The organism is Micromonospora sp. NPDC005553, from assembly GCF_042871765.1.
Taxonomy (GTDB): Bacteria; Actinomycetota; Actinomycetes; order Mycobacteriales; family Micromonosporaceae; genus Micromonospora.
The window spans coordinates 890,569-907,362 of the sequence record NZ_JBIAJD010000001.1 but is presented as its reverse complement, the minus strand read 5'-3'; the positions used below and the strand labels follow the sequence as shown (position 1 = coordinate 907,362).

13 protein-coding genes are annotated in these 16,794 nt (G+C 68.9%); 10 read left to right on the top strand and 3 right to left on the bottom strand.

Annotated features, from left to right (window positions below):
• Nucleotides 1-5: 5 nt before the first annotated feature.
• A complete protein-coding gene (locus ACFYPG_RS04145; RefSeq protein WP_355006259.1) occupies nucleotides 6-890 on the bottom strand; it encodes a CDP-diacylglycerol diphosphatase in 885 nt (294 codons plus the stop codon).
• Between the two features lie 139 nt (nucleotides 891-1,029).
• On the opposite strand from ACFYPG_RS04145, the gene ACFYPG_RS04140 reads away from it, so the two are divergent.
• Nucleotides 1,030-1,344: a chorismate mutase gene (locus ACFYPG_RS04140; RefSeq protein ID WP_355006258.1), complete on the top strand. Its 315-nt coding sequence runs from the start codon at nucleotides 1,030-1,032 to the stop codon at nucleotides 1,342-1,344.
• Between the two features lie 19 nt (nucleotides 1,345-1,363).
• Here ACFYPG_RS04140 and ACFYPG_RS04135 read toward each other — a convergent pair whose 3' ends face one another.
• A complete protein-coding gene (locus tag ACFYPG_RS04135) occupies nucleotides 1,364-2,158 on the bottom strand; it encodes an IclR family transcriptional regulator (protein WP_355006257.1) in 795 nt (264 codons plus the stop codon).
• A gap of 161 nt (nucleotides 2,159-2,319) precedes the next feature.
• Between ACFYPG_RS04135 and ACFYPG_RS04130 the strand changes: the two genes are divergently transcribed.
• From ACFYPG_RS04130 to ACFYPG_RS04100, 7 genes are all read left to right on the top strand, one after another.
• Nucleotides 2,320-3,567 (top strand): sugar ABC transporter substrate-binding protein, encoded by a 1,248-nt coding sequence (locus ACFYPG_RS04130; RefSeq protein ID WP_355006256.1) that lies wholly within the window; start codon nucleotides 2,320-2,322, stop codon nucleotides 3,565-3,567.
• Nucleotides 3,568-3,642: 75 nt separating this feature from the next.
• Complete coding sequence (locus ACFYPG_RS04125; protein WP_387350135.1) at nucleotides 3,643-4,596, top strand: carbohydrate ABC transporter permease; 954 nt, start codon at nucleotides 3,643-3,645, stop codon at nucleotides 4,594-4,596.
• Nucleotides 4,593-5,423, top strand: coding sequence for a carbohydrate ABC transporter permease (locus ACFYPG_RS04120; protein ID WP_196926036.1), 831 nt, complete (start codon nucleotides 4,593-4,595; stop codon nucleotides 5,421-5,423). Before ACFYPG_RS04125 ends, ACFYPG_RS04120 begins: the two co-directional genes overlap by 4 nt.
• A gap of 8 nt (nucleotides 5,424-5,431) precedes the next feature.
• Nucleotides 5,432-6,613, top strand: a complete 1,182-nt coding sequence (locus ACFYPG_RS04115; RefSeq protein WP_387350133.1) for a mandelate racemase/muconate lactonizing enzyme family protein — start codon at nucleotides 5,432-5,434, stop codon at nucleotides 6,611-6,613.
• Nucleotides 6,610-7,812: a fumarylacetoacetate hydrolase family protein gene (locus ACFYPG_RS04110; RefSeq protein WP_355006253.1), complete on the top strand. Its 1,203-nt coding sequence runs from the start codon at nucleotides 6,610-6,612 to the stop codon at nucleotides 7,810-7,812. Before ACFYPG_RS04115 ends, ACFYPG_RS04110 begins: the two co-directional genes overlap by 4 nt.
• The gene (locus ACFYPG_RS04105; RefSeq protein WP_387350131.1) at nucleotides 7,809-9,326 is read left to right on the top strand and encodes an aldehyde dehydrogenase family protein; all 1,518 of its coding nucleotides are present in this window, start codon (nucleotides 7,809-7,811) and stop codon (nucleotides 9,324-9,326) included. The genes ACFYPG_RS04110 and ACFYPG_RS04105 overlap by 4 nt, the downstream gene beginning before the upstream one ends.
• Before the next feature lie 320 nt (nucleotides 9,327-9,646).
• The gene (locus tag ACFYPG_RS04100; protein WP_387350129.1) at nucleotides 9,647-11,095 is read left to right on the top strand and encodes an alpha/beta hydrolase-fold protein; all 1,449 of its coding nucleotides are present in this window, start codon (nucleotides 9,647-9,649) and stop codon (nucleotides 11,093-11,095) included.
• A gap of 102 nt (nucleotides 11,096-11,197) precedes the next feature.
• Here the strand turns inward: ACFYPG_RS04100 and ACFYPG_RS04095 are convergent, their stop codons facing one another.
• Nucleotides 11,198-12,730: an alpha-N-arabinofuranosidase gene (locus ACFYPG_RS04095; protein ID WP_387350127.1), complete on the bottom strand. Its 1,533-nt coding sequence runs from the start codon at nucleotides 12,728-12,730 to the stop codon at nucleotides 11,198-11,200.
• A 270-nt stretch (nucleotides 12,731-13,000) separates the two neighbouring features.
• Between ACFYPG_RS04095 and ACFYPG_RS04090 the strand changes: the two genes are divergently transcribed.
• Together ACFYPG_RS04090 and ACFYPG_RS04085 are read left to right on the top strand one after the other, a co-directional pair.
• Complete coding sequence (locus ACFYPG_RS04090; RefSeq protein WP_387350126.1) at nucleotides 13,001-15,373, top strand: glycoside hydrolase family 3 N-terminal domain-containing protein; 2,373 nt, start codon at nucleotides 13,001-13,003, stop codon at nucleotides 15,371-15,373.
• 290 nt (nucleotides 15,374-15,663) lie between these two features.
• Nucleotides 15,664-16,686 carry a LacI family DNA-binding transcriptional regulator gene (locus tag ACFYPG_RS04085; RefSeq protein ID WP_355006248.1) on the top strand — a complete coding sequence of 341 codons (1,023 nt, stop codon included), beginning with the start codon at nucleotides 15,664-15,666 and terminating at the stop codon, nucleotides 16,684-16,686.
• Nucleotides 16,687-16,794: the final 108 nt, after the last annotated feature.

The following is a 16,794-nucleotide window of genomic DNA, read 5'->3' as shown; positions in this document are numbered from 1 at the left end:
GCGGCTCAGGCGTACGCCAGCAGGAAGTCGACGGTGCCCGTACCCCCGGGTTGACCGGCCGGGACGGGCAGGCCCGGCTCGCTGTTCAGGACGTAGAACCCGCCGCCGCCGATCAGGCGGGGCGTCACGGCCAGCATCTGCGCGGCCATCGCCGCTCCGGTCGGCCGCACGACGCTGTCCAGCAGGAGCCGGAAGAGGTTCCCGTTCAGGTTCGCGACGTGCAGAACCCGGTATGAGCGCGGGGCGGGCAGGCCGGTGCTCGTCAGGCCCCAGATCGGCACGATCTGGTTGCGCCACCGGTTCGGGTCGTTGCTGATCGCGCTGTCGTGGTTGTTCAGCTGCGTCTGGATCCCCGAGTGGATCCCGGCGAGGTGGATGTGGAGCTGGTCCTGCTGACGGATCGTCGGGTCGGCCGAGTTGACGCCCAGCCCGAGGTGGGGATAGACGACGTGCCCCGGCTGCCCCGGCTGGGCGTTGTCCCAGGCGTCCAGCCAGTAGTTCGGCGCGCTGGCGGTGGTGATGAACGGGCACTCGATGCCGCTGATCCGGCAACTGGGCACGAGCAGGAAGTCGTGGTTCGAGCCCGACCCTCCATTGAGGACGACGTACGTGGGAGTGGTCCGCAGGCACTGGGGGAATGGCGGCCCGGTCTTCGTGCCCTCGCAGACCTGGACCCGGTCCCACAGGTCGTACCTGCCACCGGTGTCGGCGGGGTAGCCGCACAGGGCCGAGGGTGTGGGGCAGGCCGCCGCGCCGGGGCCGCCGGGTGTCGAGGGCGACGGCGCGGGGGTCGGGCCCCCGTCGGCCAACGCCCGGTCCGCGCCGACCAGTCCCAGCAGTCCGGTGGCGCCGGCGGTTCCGGAGAGTCTGACGAACTGACGCCGTGGCATTCCGCCCATCGTCACCCTCCGTGGTTGCCGTGCCGAGGCGAACATGAACGTGTCGAGATTAGGGTGATAGCCGGCATTCGACGCGTCGGCCGGCGAACGGGTCCCCTGATCGTGTCGCTGTCGTGCGACGATTTCCGGCGTGGCAGAGACCGCGACGACGTTGACAGCGATCCGCGCTCGGATCGACGAGCTGGATCGGGACCTGGTCGGGCTGCTTGCCCGTCGGGAGGAGCTGGTCCGGCAGGCCGCCCCGCTCAAGAGCGACGGTCAGGCCGTCCGTGCGCCGGACCGGGTGGCGCAGGTGGTGGCCCGGGTCCGCACGTTGGCCAGCGAGGCCGGTGCCGACCCGGATCTGATCGAACGGATCTACCGGGGCATGATCCAGGCCTTCATCGACATGGAGACCGACGAGCACCACCGCATCACCGGCGGGTCGGCGCCGAGAACGCGGTGATCGCCCGGGGCGTGCGCGGTCAGGTCGCCGAGAGGATCTCGCCGTCCGGGCTGGCCACGGTGGGCGGCGGCGCGTAGCCGAGCTCGTACGAAATCTTGTTGGCGGTCTCCAGGAGCAGCGGAAGGTTGCTCTTGAGCTGGTCGAGGCTCGCGATGACCTCGATCGCCGTGATCGAGGCAGCGGCGATGACCTGCCCCCGTGAATCCCTGATCGGCGCGGCCACGCACATCACGTAGGCGTCGTGCTCGCCGTTGTCCATGGCCCAGCCGCAGTCGTGGATGCGGGCAAGTTCGGCTTCCAGGGAGTCGTGGTCGGCGAACGTGGTGTCGGTGAACTTCTCGAAGACGACGTGGGAGAGAAGCCTGTCGCGTTCCTGCCGGGGGAGGTAGGCGAGGATGGTCTTGCCCACGGCGCTCGCGTAGATCGACACCGCGCGTCCCACCCGCGACGGCAGCTTGACGGCGTCGAACGCCGGGCTGTCGACCTTGTCGATATAGATGATCTCGTCGCCGGTCAGTTGCGCCAGGTGTACGGTGTGGCCGGTCTCGCGTTGCAGCGCACGCAGGTGTGCGGCGGCGGGCTGGCGAAGGTCCATCGAGCCGAGCGCGAGCTCGGACAACTCGATCAGGCCGCTGCCGAGCACGTAGGTGCCCGCGCCCGTCCGGCGGACGAAGCGCGCGGACTCCAGTGTTTGCAGTATGCGGAGCGCTGTGGACTTGTGGACGCCGAGCACGTCCGCAGCCTCCGTAAGGGACAGCGGGTGCTCCGCGGATCGACGGATGAGGTCGATCGCGCGGCGAATCGATTGCGCCAAGGCTGTGTCTCCCCTCGCGCGACGGTAGCGCCGTCGCTGTCATTGCATATTGTGCAATATAGATGACGCGATGCGCAATCGCCACTTGACACCGTTGCACATGACGCTACGATCGTTGCAATTTCATCGGCTTGACGTCATCTCGTAACAGTGGAGTAACGATGGGTAATAAGCGCGCTTATTTCGGCATCGCCAGGGCGACATGTGCCCTCGGCCTTGCCGCCACGCTCCTGACCGGTTGCGGCTCCGACGGCGGCTCCGGCGACGGCGTCACCAAACTGACCTTCGCGGCCTCGACCTTCGGCGACCCGGGCCGCGGGCCCCTGTTGACGAAGTGGCTCGACGAGTTCAACCAGAGCCAGACCAAGGTCCAGGTCTCCGCCGCCGCGGTGCCGTACCCGACCTTCGGTCAGACCGTGCTCACGCAGATGGGCAGCGGCAAGGGTCCCGACCTGGTCCGCTTCGACATGCCCGAGTTCGAGGCGGCCTCGGACGCCGGTCTCGTCGCACCGCTGGACAAGGTGATCGACGCCAGCAAGTACGACCTGCTCAAGCAGCCGGACCAGTTCATGGTCCACGACGGTGTCCGGCACGGCGTCATCTTCGAAGCGTCGAACTACGCGATGTTCTACAACGCGGACCTGATCCCGACGCCGCCGACCAGCTACGAGCAGTTCACCTCCACCGCCAAGTCGCTGACCAAGGGCGACGTCTTCGGCCTGGCGTTCCGCCAGACGGAGGCCGAGGAGGCCGGTGTCTGGCAGGACATCTTCAACTACGTCTACGGCTTCGGCGGCGCGTGGTCCGACGGAAAGAACCTGACGATCAACTCGCCGGAGAACCTCAAGGGCCTCCAGGCGTTCAAGGACCTGTACGACGCGAACGTGATCCCGCGCGGCGCGGACGCTGCCACGTTTCGGCGGATGTTCGCCGAGGGCAAGGTCGGGATGGAGCTCAACAACGGCGGTTACGTGACCGCCACGCGTGGCCAGAACGCCAAGCTGAACTTCAACGTCGCTCCCATCCCGTTCCCGGTCCGCAAGCAGGGCGCGATCCTCGCACCAATCGTGATCAACGAGGCCAGCGAGGGCAAGGACGAGGCCGCCACCTTCATCAAGTGGGCGCTGGAGCCGCAGAACCAGGTGAAGCTCCAGGAGATCCTCGGCGCGAGCAGCGTCGCCACCACCACGCAGCGCAGCGCGGAAGCGCTCAAGGCCACGCCGTTCCTCCCCGTCTTCGACGGGCTCACCGAGACCAGCCTGCCGCAGATCGTGCTGGGGTTCGAGGCCAAGACGCCGGACATCCGCAAGGTGGTCGTGCAGAACGTGGTCGCGGCACTGCAGGGCAAGGCCGACCTCAAGTCGGCACTCGACCGCGCCCAGCAGCAGGCGACCGAACTGGTCCGCTGACCGCTCGACACGGCGACGCCGCCGACGCAAGGATTCGTGCGTCGGCGGCGTCCTTCCCCCAGAAGGACCGATCCGATGACTGTGGTCGAGCAGACCGGAGTACCGAAGACAACACCCTCAGGCCGGCCCCGGCGTCGGCCCAGCCCGCTGGGCAGCAAGTGGACGCCGTACCTGTTCCTGGCACCCGCCGCACTGTTCATCCTCGTCTTCCAGGCGGTACCCCTCGTCCAGGAGGTGTACCTCAGCTTCACCAGGACGAGGCTGCTCAACCCCACCCGCAGTGAGTGGGTCGGGCTCGACAACTTCAACCGGATCTTCGGGGACCCCGAGTTCCATCGCACCCTGCTGATCACAGTCGTCTACGTGATCACCTGCGTGGTCGTCGCGATCGGCGCCGGGCTCGCCGTCGCGCTCCTGCTCAACAGGAAGTTCCGCGGCCGTGGCGTGGCACGGGCGCTGGTGACCGTCCCCTGGGCGGCTCCGGGCATCGCGGTGGCGCTCATCGCCACCTGGATGCTCAACGCGCAGTACGGCATCGTGAACCGACTCCTCGACGCGGTCGGGCTCGGCGTCCCGGGTGGCGCCATCCTCGACAGCCCGCGCTACGCGCTCCCGGCGGTGCTCGCCACGACCATCTGGCAGCTGTTCCCCTTCACCTCCGTGGTGCTGCTCTCCGCCCTGCAGTCCGTACCGCAGGATCTCAACGAGGCCGCCACCGTGGATGGTGCCGGACGGTGGGCGACCTTCCGGGCCGTCACCTGGCAGGTCATCAAGCCGACTGTGGGTCTGTTGGCCCTGCTGATGACGATCTGGTCGCTGCGGCGGTTCGAGCTGATTTGGCTGATGACCAAGGGCGGGCCGGTCGGTGCCACCGAGACGCTCGTCATCGACCTCTATTCGCAGGCCTTCGACTCGAAGGAACTCGGTTCGGCGGCGGCCATCGGCATGGTCGGCGTCGTCATCTCGCTCATCGTCGTCATCGGCAGCCGCCTGGTCGCCCGCGCTGTGGAGAAGGGGGACGTCCGATGAGGCGCTTCCGTTTCGGTGTCACCGCACGGATCGTCGCCGTGCTCGTCGTGCTCGGTGTCGCGGTGTTCCCGCTGTACTGGATGTTCGTCACCGCGCTGTCCAGCAACAGCGACCTCTTCGCCGATCAGCCCCGGCTCACGCCGGACCTCGGCCAGTTCGGGGTCTTCGTGGATGCGCTCGCCGAGGGCAAGGCCGCCGGTTGGCTGCTCAACAGCCTGATCATCGCCGTCGGCACGATGGTGCTCTCCGTCGGCCTGGGCATCCCGCTCGGCTACGCGTTGTCCCGGTTCTCGTTCTGGGGCAAGGCCGTGCTGACAGTCGTTCTGCTGTTCACGCAGATGCTTCCCGAGGCGCTCATGGTCGTCCCGCTGTTCGCGCTGTTCCGCCGCTTCGAACTGCTCGACTCGCTGACCGGCCTCATCCTGGTGAACTCCGCCTTCGTCCTGCCGATCGTCGCGCTGATCCTCAAGGGCGCCATCGACGGCATCCCGAAGGAGTTGGAGGAGGCCGCGCGTGCCGACGGCGCCCGGCCCTTCACCACCCTGACCCGCATCAACGTGCCGCTCATCGCCCCGTCGATCGCGGCCACCGCTGTCATCGCGTTCTTCCACGCCTGGAACGAGTACGTGTTCGCAGTGACGTTCATCTTCAACCCGGACCTGCAACCCGCCTCCGTCGGCATCGCCAACTTCATCGGCGAGCTGGGTACACCGATCCAGACGGTGATGGCCGTCGCCTTCCTGTTCACGCTGCCGGCCGTCGCCTTCTACCTGTTGGTGCAGAAGTACGTGGTGTCCGGCATGACCGCCGGCGCGGTGAAGGGTTGAGCCGAAAGATGAAGATCGTCTCTGTCGACACACTCGTCGTCGACTTCTACCGCACGAACCTCGTCATCGTGCGGGTCCACACCGACGAGGGAATCGTCGGGCTCGGCGAGGCCACCCTGGAGGGCAAGGAACGTGCCGTCCAGGGCGCCATCGCCGAGCTGGCCGAGGCGGTGGTGGGCCTGGATCCCACAAACATCTCGAAGATCCTCTACGAGACCGCGCGGGACTGGTACTGGCGCGGCGGCCCGGTGATCATGACGGCGTTGAGCTCGCTGGAGATGGCCCTCTGGGACATCTCGGCGCGTGAGCTCGGCGTACCGGTCTCCCGGCTTCTCGGCGGCGCGACCCGCGACCGGGTCCGCGCGTACGCGAACGGTTGGTTCTCAGGTGCCGTCACGCCGGAGGACTACGCGGCCGCCGCGCGCCGGACCGTGGAATCGGGCTTCCGGGGCCTCAAGTGGGACCCGTTCGAGAACTACGACCTGACCATCACCACCGCCCAGTTGGACCGGGTCCTGGCCCAGATCGACGCGGTCCGTGGCGCGGTGGGCCGCGAGGTGGAGCTGTTCGTCGAGGGGCACGGGCGCTTCGACGTCCGCCACGCCATCAAGGTGGCGAAGGAGATCGCGCAGTTCGACCCGGTGTGGTTCGAGGAGCCCTGCCCACCGGACAACCTCGACGCGCTCGTCGACATCCGTCGCGCGTCGCCGGTGCCGATCGCCGCGGGGGAGCGGTGGTACGGGCGGCAGGGCTTCGCGCCGGCGCTGGCCCGCCAGGCGGTCGACTTCGTCCAGCCCGACGTGACGCACGCCGGCGGGATCGCCGAGCTGGCCTTCATCTCCACGCTCGCGGCGACCAGCTACGTGGGCTTCGCGCCGCACAACCCGAGTGGTCCACTCAGCACCGCGGCGACGCTGCAACTTGGGGCCACGTTGCCCAACTTCCGGTACCTGGAGATCATGGCGACCGACGTGCCCTGGCGCCCCGAGATCACCAACGAGCGGCTGGTGTTGACCGACGACGGCGACATCCTCATCCCGACCGGGATCGGCCTGGGCATCGAGGTGGACCTCACAGCGATCGAGCAGCATCAGTTCACACCGCACCCGCTGCGGATGTTCCAGGACGCCGTCTTCGACATCCGTCCCCGCGACGAGCGGTCCTTCTTCAACCTGGAGAGCGACTCATGACGCTGCCACGGCCCCGAGGGTCGGCCGCGGACTGGGTCGGTACCGCCGCCGAAGCGTTGCCGGACGATGCCGACAGCGTCCTCATCGGCCGGATCTGGGACCCGTCCAGCGACGGACCCTCACCGGTGACCGTCCGCGACGGCGAGGTCATCGACATCAGCCGCCGGTTCCCGACCGTCCGCGACATCTGTGAGCTGCCCGATCCCGCCGCGACAGTGGCTGGGCTCGACGGGCCGAGGGTTGGCGACTTCGCCGAGATACTGGCCAACACGGGGGCCGCGACCCGCGACCGCAGCCGGCCCTGGTTGCTCGCCCCGGTCGACCTCCAGGCGCTCAAGGCAGCCGGGGTCACCTTCCCGATCTCGATGATCGAGCGCGTGATCGAGGAGCGGGCGCGGGGAGACCTGGCACTGGCGGCGGACCTCCGGCACCGCATGCTCGCCGACGTCGGTGTCGACCTGCACAGCCTGGAGGCGGGCTCACCGGAGGCGGATCGGCTCAAGAGTCTGCTGATCGCCGAGGGCATGTGGAGCCAGTACCTGGAGGTCGGCATCGGCCCGGACGCCGAGATCTTCACCAAGGGGCAGATCCTCTCCGCTGTCGGCACCGCCGTTCCGGTCGGCGTACTCGCCGCCTCGACCTGGAACAACCCGGAACCCGAGGTCACGCTCATCGTCCAGTCCAGTGGCCGGATCGTGGGCGCCACCCTCGGCAACGACGTGAACCTGCGCGACATCGAGGGCCGCTCGGCGCTCCTGCTTCCCCTGGCCAAGGACAACAACGCCTCCTGCGCCCTCGGCCCTCTGATCCGGCTCTTCGACGACCGGTTCGGCATGGATCGGGTACGCGAACTCGAGGTGCGCCTGGAGGTTCGAGGCGTGGACGGCTTCCACCTGGAGGCGGTCTCGGAGATGACCCAGATGTCGCGTGACCCCGAGGAACTGGTCCGGCAGCTGATCGGGCCGCACCACCACTATCCCGACGGCGCCGCCCTGATGCTCGGCACCATGTTCGCGCCCATCCAGGACCGGGACCGCCCTGGTGAGGGTTTCACCCACAAGGTCGACGACGTGGTACGGATCAGCTGCCCAGCGCTCGGGACCCTGGTCAACCGGGTGCGGCACGCGGAGGAGTGCGAGCCCTGGCACTTCGGCGTCCGCGATCTCATGGGCAATCTGGTGAGGAGAGGACTGCTGTGAACGTGGTCAACACTGTCGATCCGCGCGACGGTAAGAGTCGCGCGACGGATCTCACCGAGACCGACGAGTCTCGGCTGGAGGTGATCGCCGGTCAGACGTCGGCGGCGGCGCAGTGGTTGGCCGCCCGTGGGAGGCTCGGCCGCGCGGAGCTGCTGGACGCGATCGCCGCGTCGCTGGAATCCCGCCGGGAGGTTCTGGTCGCTGCCGCGGAGGCGGAGACCGGGCTGAGCCACGCGCGCCTCAACGGGGAACTCAGCCGGGCGGCGCTCCAGTTCCGGATGTTCGGCGAGGTGCTGCGCGACGGAGCGTACGTCGAGGCCGCCATCGACCACGCCGCCGACACACCACTCGGACCGGGCCCGGACCTGCGGCGGATGCTCGTACCCCTCGGGCCGGTCGCCGTCTTCGGCGCCAGCAACTTCCCGTTCGCCTTCTCGGTCGCCGGCGGTGACACGGCCGCCGCGCTCGCCGCCGGGTGTCCGACGATCCTGAAGGCCCACCCGTCCCACCCCCTGACCTCGCACGCCTCCGCCGCCGCTATCGAGTCGGCCGTCCGCGACCTCGGCGGACCCGGGGGTGTCGTCGCGACCGTGTACGGGGAGCAGGCCGGCCGCTCACTGGTGCGTCACCCGGCGATCCGCGCGGCCGCCCTGACCGGCTCGGTCAACGCCGCCCGCGCCATCCAGGCGGCCATCGACGAACGACCCGACCCGATTCCCCTGTACGCCGAACTGAGCAGCGTGAACCCGATCGTCGTCCTGCCCGACGCGGCCGCCGTTCGGGCAGACCAGATCGCCGAGGGCCTCTTCGGCTCCTTCACGAACTCGGGCGGCCAACTGTGCACCAAGCCCGGCCTGGCGTTCGTTCCGTCGGATCCAGGTGGTGACGGCCTGGTCAAGACGCTGCGGGCGAAGGTCGACGCGTCGGGCGGCACGGTCCTGCTCAACGAGCGCATCCGGGACGCGTACGAGAACCGGTCCACGGAGTTCGAGCGGGCCGGCGCCCGGGTGTCGGCGCGGCCCACTGTCGAACCCGGGGCGGGCTTCACAGTGGCGCCGACCCTCCTGGAGGTCGGCCTCGCCGGGCTGAGCGCCGAGATCGCCGACGAGTGCTTCGGCCCGCTCCTGATCGTGGTCCGCTACGACGACGCCGCCGACCTCGACGCCGCGCTGGCCGCCGTCCCGCCGTCGCTGACCGGTTCGCTGCACCGCGGACCGGGCGACGACGCCGAGGTCGTACGTCGACTGGTCGACGTGCTCGCCGCCCGCGCGGGTCGCATCGTGTTCGACGGATACCCCACCGGGGTCCGGGTGTCGTGGGCCCAGCACCACGGTGGACCGTGGCCGTCGACGAACGCCGTGCACACTTCGGTGGGCGCCACGTCGATCCGACGGTTCCTGCGCCCGCTGGCGTGGCAGGACGCCCCGGCCTGGATCCTGCCCGAGGAGTTGCGCGACGAGTACACCGCCATCTCCCGGCGGGTCGACGGGAGGTTGCAGCCAGCGGTCGAATAACCGCGTCCGTTGGCTTTTCCCGGGCGCGTTCCGGGCCACCTGTGACTGGCGCGCGAATTCCTTGAAGAATCAATCCGACAGAGAATTTGCGCGCCAGTTGCCCGGTGTTGCTGAAGCGCGCCCGAATGGTGGGGATGCGATTTTCCGATCGAATTTCCGCCTTGACCGTCAATGCAATTCATGGTTGTGTTTTCGACAGGGAACGATGTTAGCGCTCGCATCACTGCATCGCTCGTTACTGGTATCCCTTCACCTCACCATCGAATGGTCGGTCGACCGCTCGGTGCGGTCTGACCACACGCCGAAGAGGGAGCAGGAACATGCCCGTCGCACCTCCCCGTCCCCCGACGCCGGCACCGACACGCCGGCTGCTGCTCGCGCTGCTCGCCGCCGTCACAGTGACGGCCGCAACGGTCGCCGCTCCGGCGGCCTCGGCCGCACCGCCGGCGCCGCTGGGCCCGACCGTCACCCGCACCGACAAGCCCCCGACCGGCTACACAGTCACCTTCCGGTACCGGGCGCCCGAGGACGTCGGGCAGGTCCACGTCTACGGCGACTGGTTCTATTCCCGACCGGAGAACATCGCATGCCAGGACTGCGGTGACGCGCGACCGCCCGCCGAGTGGCAACCCGGCGACGTCGCGGCCACCCCGTGGCACACCCAGGCGATGCGGAAGGGCCCGGACGGGGTCTGGACCTTCACCACTCCGCTGCCGGCGGGCACCTTCCGCTACGCGTTCACCCACGACTGCGCCAACGAGCTCGCCACCGGCTGCGCCCTGCACGACGACCCCGCCAACCGCTGGCAGATCCAGCCGCAGTACCCGGGAGCGCCCGGCGCGGTACGCAGCACGATCTACGTCCCGACCAGCAAGAAGTTCCCGACGTACGACACCGGTTACCAGGCTCCGGTCGCCAGGGTCGGCCGGCTGGAGTCCCGGCGGTACACCTCGCCGCTGTCGACCAACCCGGCGGGAGTCCACGACATCGTCGTCTACCTGCCACACGGCTACGACCCCAACCGGGCCACGCCGTACCCGACCCTCTACCTGAGCCATGGCAGCGGCGACCACTCGACCGCCTGGACGATGCAGGGCGTTGCCCACCTCATCCTGGAGAACGCGATCAAGGAACGTGCGGCGCAGCCCATGGTGATCGTGTCCACCGACTTCAACGGCCTCCCCGGTGGCAACGAGGGCTACGTCAACGAACTACGGAACAACATCTTCCCGTTCGTCGAGCAGAACTACCGCGTCTCGACCCGGGCGCAGGACCGCGCGTTCGCCGGCTTCTCCGCCGGTGGCAGCCGGGCGTACACCATCATGTACAACCACACCGACCTGTTCGGCTACCACGCGGCCTGGAGTGCGGGCGGCCCGGCCGCCACCCAGGCCCAGGTCGACAGCATGAAGGCGGTGGCCGGCGGCATCATGATCGGCACCGGGTTGCAGGACCGGCTGGGCAACATCGCCGAGAACTCGCAGCGCAACGCCGCTGCCCTGCGCGCCGCCGGCGTCGAGCTGGACGAGTACAACGTGCCGGGCGTGCACACCTGGCACGTGTGGCGTCCGCTGCTGAACCACTACCTGCGTACGCTGACGTTCCGGGCCACCACCACCGACCTCGTCGTCACCACGTCACCGGTGGGCGGCTCGCAGCACACGAAGGTCACCGCCACCGCGACGGTCGGCACGGTCAGCACCAGCACGTCTGCGCCCTCCGGCACTGTCGACTTCTACGCGGGTGACACGCACCTCGGGTTCCGGTAACAGCCGGCTCGACGCCGTACTCCCTGTGGTGGGGAAGCCCCGGCCGCGCGGCCCCTGGTGAAGCCAGGGTGTGCGCGGCCGGGGCACGTCCCGGTCCGTTCGTCAGCCGGTCACGGGGGTCGTGTCGGTGGCGCGGAGTCGCAGCATGGTCCAGGACGCGGGCGGGAGAGTCAGCTGCACGCTGGCGTCGGCGCCCCGTGCCGTGCCGTTGGAACGCGGCGCGGCGTGGTCCGGACCGTCGGCCGTGTTCTTGGCGTGCAGGTCGGTGCCACCGACGGTGACGCATTCGACGATGTCGCCGACCTGCGCGCCGGCGACGTCGATGGTCACCTCGGCCGGGGTGTCGAGGGCACGGTTGACGAGGAAGACCGTCATCTCCCCGGTGGTGTCGTCCCAGGTGGAGACCGCGTCGACAGCGTCGATCTCACCGTAGCGGTCGGTGGTCGTCGTGCTGCCCTCGCGCAGCACGTCCAACACGGTGCCCTGGGCGTGCCGGGCGGTGCGGGCGAAGGGGTGGAAGATGGTCTGCCGCCAGGCCGGGCCGCCCGTCTCGGTCATGATCGGCGCGATGACGTTGACCAGTTGGGCCTGGCAGGCCGCGCTCACCCGGTCGCTGTGCCGGAGCAGGCTGATGAGCAGGCCGCCGACGACGACAGCGTCGGCAACGCTGTAGTGGTCCTCCAGCAGGGGCGGCGCGACCGGCCAGTCCTCGCCGCTCGGGGGCGTGGACGGGGCGGCGGACTGGTACCAGACGTTCCACTCGTCGAACGCGATCATGATCTTCTTGGTCGACCGACGGATCGCTCCGACCGAGTCGGCGATGGCGGTGACGGCGTCGATGTACCTGTCCATGTCCTCGGCCGAGGCGAGGAAGCTGGCCAGGTCGTCGTCGACCGGCTGGTAGTACGCGTGCAGCGAGATCAATTCGACGTCGTCGTACGCCTCGGTCAGCACGTCGCGTTCCCAGCTGCCGAAGGTCGGCATACCGAGGTGTGAGGAGCCGCAGGCGACGAGTTCGAGATCGGGATCGAAGCGTCGCATGGCCTTGGCGGTCTGCGCAGCGAGTCGCCCGTACTCGGTCGCGCTGCGCTGACCCACCTGCCACGGGCCGTCCATCTCGTTGCCCAGACACCACAGCTTGATGCCGTACGGGTCGACAGCGCCGTTGTCGCGGCGCTGGTCGGCGAGGTGGCTCCCACCGCGGTGATTGGCGTACTCGAGCAGGTCGACGGCCTCGGCGGTGCCACGGGTGCCGAGGTTGACCGCCATGATCGGATCCACACCGGCCTTGCCGACCCACCGCATGAACTCGTCGAGCCCGAACGCGTTGGTCTCCAGGCTGTGCCAGGCGAGGTCGAGTCTCGCCGGGCGTTTGTCGACCGGACCGACGCCGTCCTCCCAGCGGTAGGAGGAGACGAAGTTGCCGCCGGGATAGCGGACGGTGGTGACGCCCAACTCGCGCACCAGCGCGAGGACGTCGCCCCGAAAGCCGTCGGCATCGGCCGTCGGGTGCCCCGGCTCGTAGATTCCGTTGTAGACGCAGCGCCCCAGGTGCTCGACGAACGAGCCGAAGAGTCGACGTGGCACCGGTGCGACGCGTCGGCGGGGGTCCAGGGTCAGGCGGGCCGTGTGCACGCCGTTGTCCGGCGCGCTGTCGAGGTGGGTGTTCAGGGCTGGCTCCCTTCGTGCGGGTCCGACGCGACAGCACTGCTCGAACGCCGGGACCGAGGGGTGGTGGAGGCGGTGTGAGCTCTGGACAACGTGATCGTCTTCGATTACGTTCTCGATCTATGTAAACGTTACCGATTACGTTTACGTAAGGGAACATGGCACCTGGATCAATGTCCGGCCGGCACGCCCTCCGGGGCCGAACGACCAGCTTGTCGCGGTGATTGGGGTGACCGGGTGACCACTGTTGAGCCGGAGATCAAGGCGACCTACGCGGATGCGACAGCGTCTGTCGAGGATCGGGTGTCCGACCTGCTGGCCCGGATGACCCGCGAGGAAAAGCTCGCGCAGCTGGGCAGCACGTGGGCGTTCGCCCTTCTGGAGGGCGGTCGGTTCGCGGCGGAGCGGGCCCGACCGATCCTTCGACACGGCCTGGGGCACGTGACCCGCGTCGCGGGCGCGACCAGCCTGAAGGCGGCGCAGGTGGCGCGGGCCGCCAATGCGATCCAGCGCTTCCTGGTGACCGAGACCCGGCTGGGGATCCCGGCGATCGTGCACGAGGAGGTCTGCTCGGGGGTCATGGCCCGCGAGGCGACCATCTTCCCGCAGGCGATCGGCGTGGCGAGCACGTGGGCGCCGGAACTCAACCGGCAGCTGGCCGACGCCGTTCGCGCACAGATGCGCGCCATGGGAAGCCACCAGGGGCTCTCGCCGGTGCTGGACGTCGTGCGCGACCCGCGGTGGGGCCGGACGGAGGAGACCTACGGCGAAGACCCGTACCTGGTGTCCCGGATGGGGGTGGCGTTCGTTCGGGGCCTGCAGGGCGCCGACCTGACCGACGGCGTCCTCGCCACCGCCAAGCACTTCGTCGGCTACGGGGCGTCCGAGGGTGGGCTGAACTGGGCGCCGGCCCACCTGCCGCCGCGTCTGCTGCGCGAGGTGTACCTGTATCCGTTCGAGGCGGCGGTCCGCGACGGCGGGCTCCAGTCGGTGATGGCGGGCTACCACGAGCTCGACGGCGTCCCGTGCCATGCCAACCAGGAACTCCTCGCTGACGTCCTGCGGGGGCAGTGGGGGTTCACCGGCAGCGTGGTCTCCGACTACTTCGCCGTCAACGACCTCCACTCGTACCACCACTTCGCGCAGGACAAGCAGCAGGCCGCGACGGTGGGCCTCGGCGCGGGCGTCGACGTCGAGCTTCCGGCGACCGACGCGTACGCGGACGCCCTCACCAATGCCCTGGACGCCGGCGAGGTCAGCGAGGCCCGGCTCGACGAGTCGGTCGCACGAGTCCTCCGGCACAAGATCGAACTCGGGCTCTTCGAGAACCCGTACGTCGACGAGGACGCTGCCTCGACGTCGGCCAACGCCGAGCGGCACCGGGACGTCGCGCTGGAGATCGCCCGCCGCAGCCTCGTCCTGCTCAAGAACGACGGCGTCCTGCCGCTGCTCGGGGGCACCGGAACTGTCGCGCTCATCGGCCCCAACGCCGACGACGCCCGGCACCTGCTCGGTGACTACTCGTTCGCGGCGCACATCGAGGCGTTGGTCGAGGCGCGCAAGCGGCGCGGTCTGCTCGGCGAGATGATGACGATCCCGGACGATCTGGAGATCGATGAGAGCACCGGCGGTGTGCCCACGGTGCGCGACGAACTCGTGGCACGGCTGGGTGACCGGCTGCGCTTTGCGCCGGGCTGCGACGTGCTCGACCCGTCGACCGAGGGGTTCACCGAGGCGGTCGCTGCCGCCGCGGCGGCCGATGTCGCGGTGCTGGTACTGGGTGACCGCTCGGGGCTGACGCCCGGGGCCACCACCGGCGAGTCGCGGGACCGGTCCAGTCTGGACCTGCCAGGCGTGCAGGAGGAGCTGGTCCGTGCCGTCGTCGCCACCGGCACACCCGTCGTGGCGGTGCTCGTCGCCGGCCGACCGGTGGGCAGTGACTTCCTGCACGAGGAGTGCGCCGCCGTGCTGATGGCCTGGCTGCCGGGGGAGACCGGGGCGCAGGCGATCGCCGAGGTGCTGCTCGGTGAGGTCAACCCGAGCGGGAAGCTGCCGATCTCGTACCCCCGAAGCGTTGGTCAGATCCCCGTGTTCTACGGCCACAAGGTGTCCGGCGGGCGGTCACACTGGCACGGCGACTACGTGGACTCGCCAGTCTCCCCGCGCTACGCCTTCGGCCACGGCCTCGGGTACACCTCGTTCGTGATCGAGGACGCCGTCGTGGACAGCGCCGAGGTCCGCGCCGGGGACAGCGTCGGTGTCGAGGTCACTGTCGCGAACACCGGACACCGGGCGGGGGAGCAGGTAGTGCAGCTCTACGTCCGCGACCCACAGGCCACTGTCACCCGGCCGGTGCTGGAGCTGAAGTCCTTCGCCCGCGTCGAGGCCGCCGCCGGCCAGCGGGTGGCGGTGCGGTTCGCGCTCCCCACCGGCCAGCTCGGTTTCTACGACCGGAGCATGGCCTACGCGGTGGAGGCCGGGCAGATCGAGGTGTACGTGGGCTTCTCGGCTGCCGACCACACCCATGCCGGCACTTTCGTCATCGGTGCCGACTCGGACCGGTCGACGTCGAAGGTCTTTACCGGGACCGTTGAAGTTCGGCAGCTGTGATCGTTCACCCGGGTCGGAGAATGGTTCTTGACGGAGCGTGCCGTCCTGTTGTCGACGGGTAGTACCGACGCGGAATCGGCCCCCACTTCGACCCCTGGCAGACGACGCCGATTGCGTTATCCGCAACGGCATCCGAGGATCACCGGCATCCTCGCCGAGCTCCACTTAGGACAGCCCATTCGAAGGGGTCGGGTAAGGGTGAAGAGGTCTTGTGTTCGTAATAGTTCTCAGTTACCTTGGCAACATCCTGGAAACGTAACCGATAACGATTGCAGTCCAGAGAGAGCGGCATGATTGAAGTCAATGCGCCGGTGACAATGAGTGATGTCGCCCGAGCTGCTGGCGTTTCCACCGCCACCGTCTCGCGTGTCGTCAACGGGCATTACGGCGTCAGCGCTCGCACTGTCGCTCAGGTGCGCTCCGCCATCGAGCAGCTCGGCTACGAGTCGAGTCTGGTGGCGACCAGCCTTCGGCGTAGCCGCACCAACGTCCTGGGCCTCGTGGCGCACAGCTTTCAGTCGTACACGGCGGAAGTGCTCAAGGGCGTGATGAAGGCGCTGAGCCGCTCAGGCTTCGATCTGATCATCTACGCCAACAGCGACCTCTACGGTTCGTATTCGGAGGGTTGGGAGCAGCGGCACCTGACCCGCCTGTCGGGCACCCTCACCGACGGGTGCATCGTCGTGACGCCCTGGGGTGACATCCGGAGCAGGACGCCGGTCGTGGCCATCGACCCGGTGCGGGGCTCGACGGCGCCCTCGGTGATGGCCGACAACCTCGCGGGCGCCACCACCGCGGTCGAGCACCTGGTCGACCTGGGTCATCGGCGCATCGGGTTCATCGCCGGCCGCGACAGCCTGGCCTCGGCCTGGTCGCGGGAGGAGGGATACCGCGCCGCGCTGACCAACGCCGGCATCCCGGTCGACCCGACGCTCATCGGTCGAGGGGACTTCAACCCCGAGTCGGCGACTCCGTTGGCGCGTGACCTGCTGCGACGAACGGAGCCTCCATCGGCGATCTTCGCGGCGAGCGACGGGATGGCCCTCAAGGTTCTGGAGGTCGCCCGGGAGCTGGGGTTCTCAGTGCCGGGGGACCTGTCCGTCGTCGGCTTCGACAACATCCCCGAGGCGGCGTCGACCCAACCGGGTTTGACCACAGTGGACCAGTCGATGTATCAGCTCGGGTACGAAGCCGCGCGGATGCTCAAGTCGCTGGTGACCGGTGAGTGGGACGAGCCGAGCCAGATCGTGCTTCCGACAAGCCTCGTCGTGCGCGACTCGACCGCACCACCCAGGAGCGCGGCACGGCCATGACCTCAGCCCACTGGTGCGCGAGCCTGATCGCTCCCGATACAGCGATCACGGCAGGTGTGCCCGTGGCGGCAGCCTGAAGGAGGTGTACGCAGCACGCACGGCCAGATC

Bases quoted from the DNA above. Each gene is read 5' to 3' on its own strand.
- ACFYPG_RS04115 (WP_387350133.1), top strand. From the start codon at position 5,432: ATGAAGATCGTCTCTGTCGACACACTCGTCGTCGACTTCTACCGCACG.
- ACFYPG_RS04120 (WP_196926036.1), top strand. From the start codon at position 4,593: ATGAGGCGCTTCCGTTTCGGTGTCACCGCACGGATCGTCGCCGTGCTC.
- ACFYPG_RS04145 (WP_355006259.1), bottom strand. From the start codon at position 890: ATGCCACGGCGTCAGTTCGTCAGACTCTCCGGAACCGCCGGCGCCACC.
- ACFYPG_RS04100 (WP_387350129.1), top strand. From the start codon at position 9,647: ATGCCCGTCGCACCTCCCCGTCCCCCGACGCCGGCACCGACACGCCGG.
- ACFYPG_RS04125 (WP_387350135.1), top strand. From the start codon at position 3,643: ATGACTGTGGTCGAGCAGACCGGAGTACCGAAGACAACACCCTCAGGC.
- ACFYPG_RS04085 (WP_355006248.1), top strand. From the start codon at position 15,664: ATGATTGAAGTCAATGCGCCGGTGACAATGAGTGATGTCGCCCGAGCT.
- ACFYPG_RS04110 (WP_355006253.1), top strand. From the start codon at position 6,610: ATGACGCTGCCACGGCCCCGAGGGTCGGCCGCGGACTGGGTCGGTACC.
- ACFYPG_RS04130 (WP_355006256.1), top strand. From the start codon at position 2,320: ATGGGTAATAAGCGCGCTTATTTCGGCATCGCCAGGGCGACATGTGCC.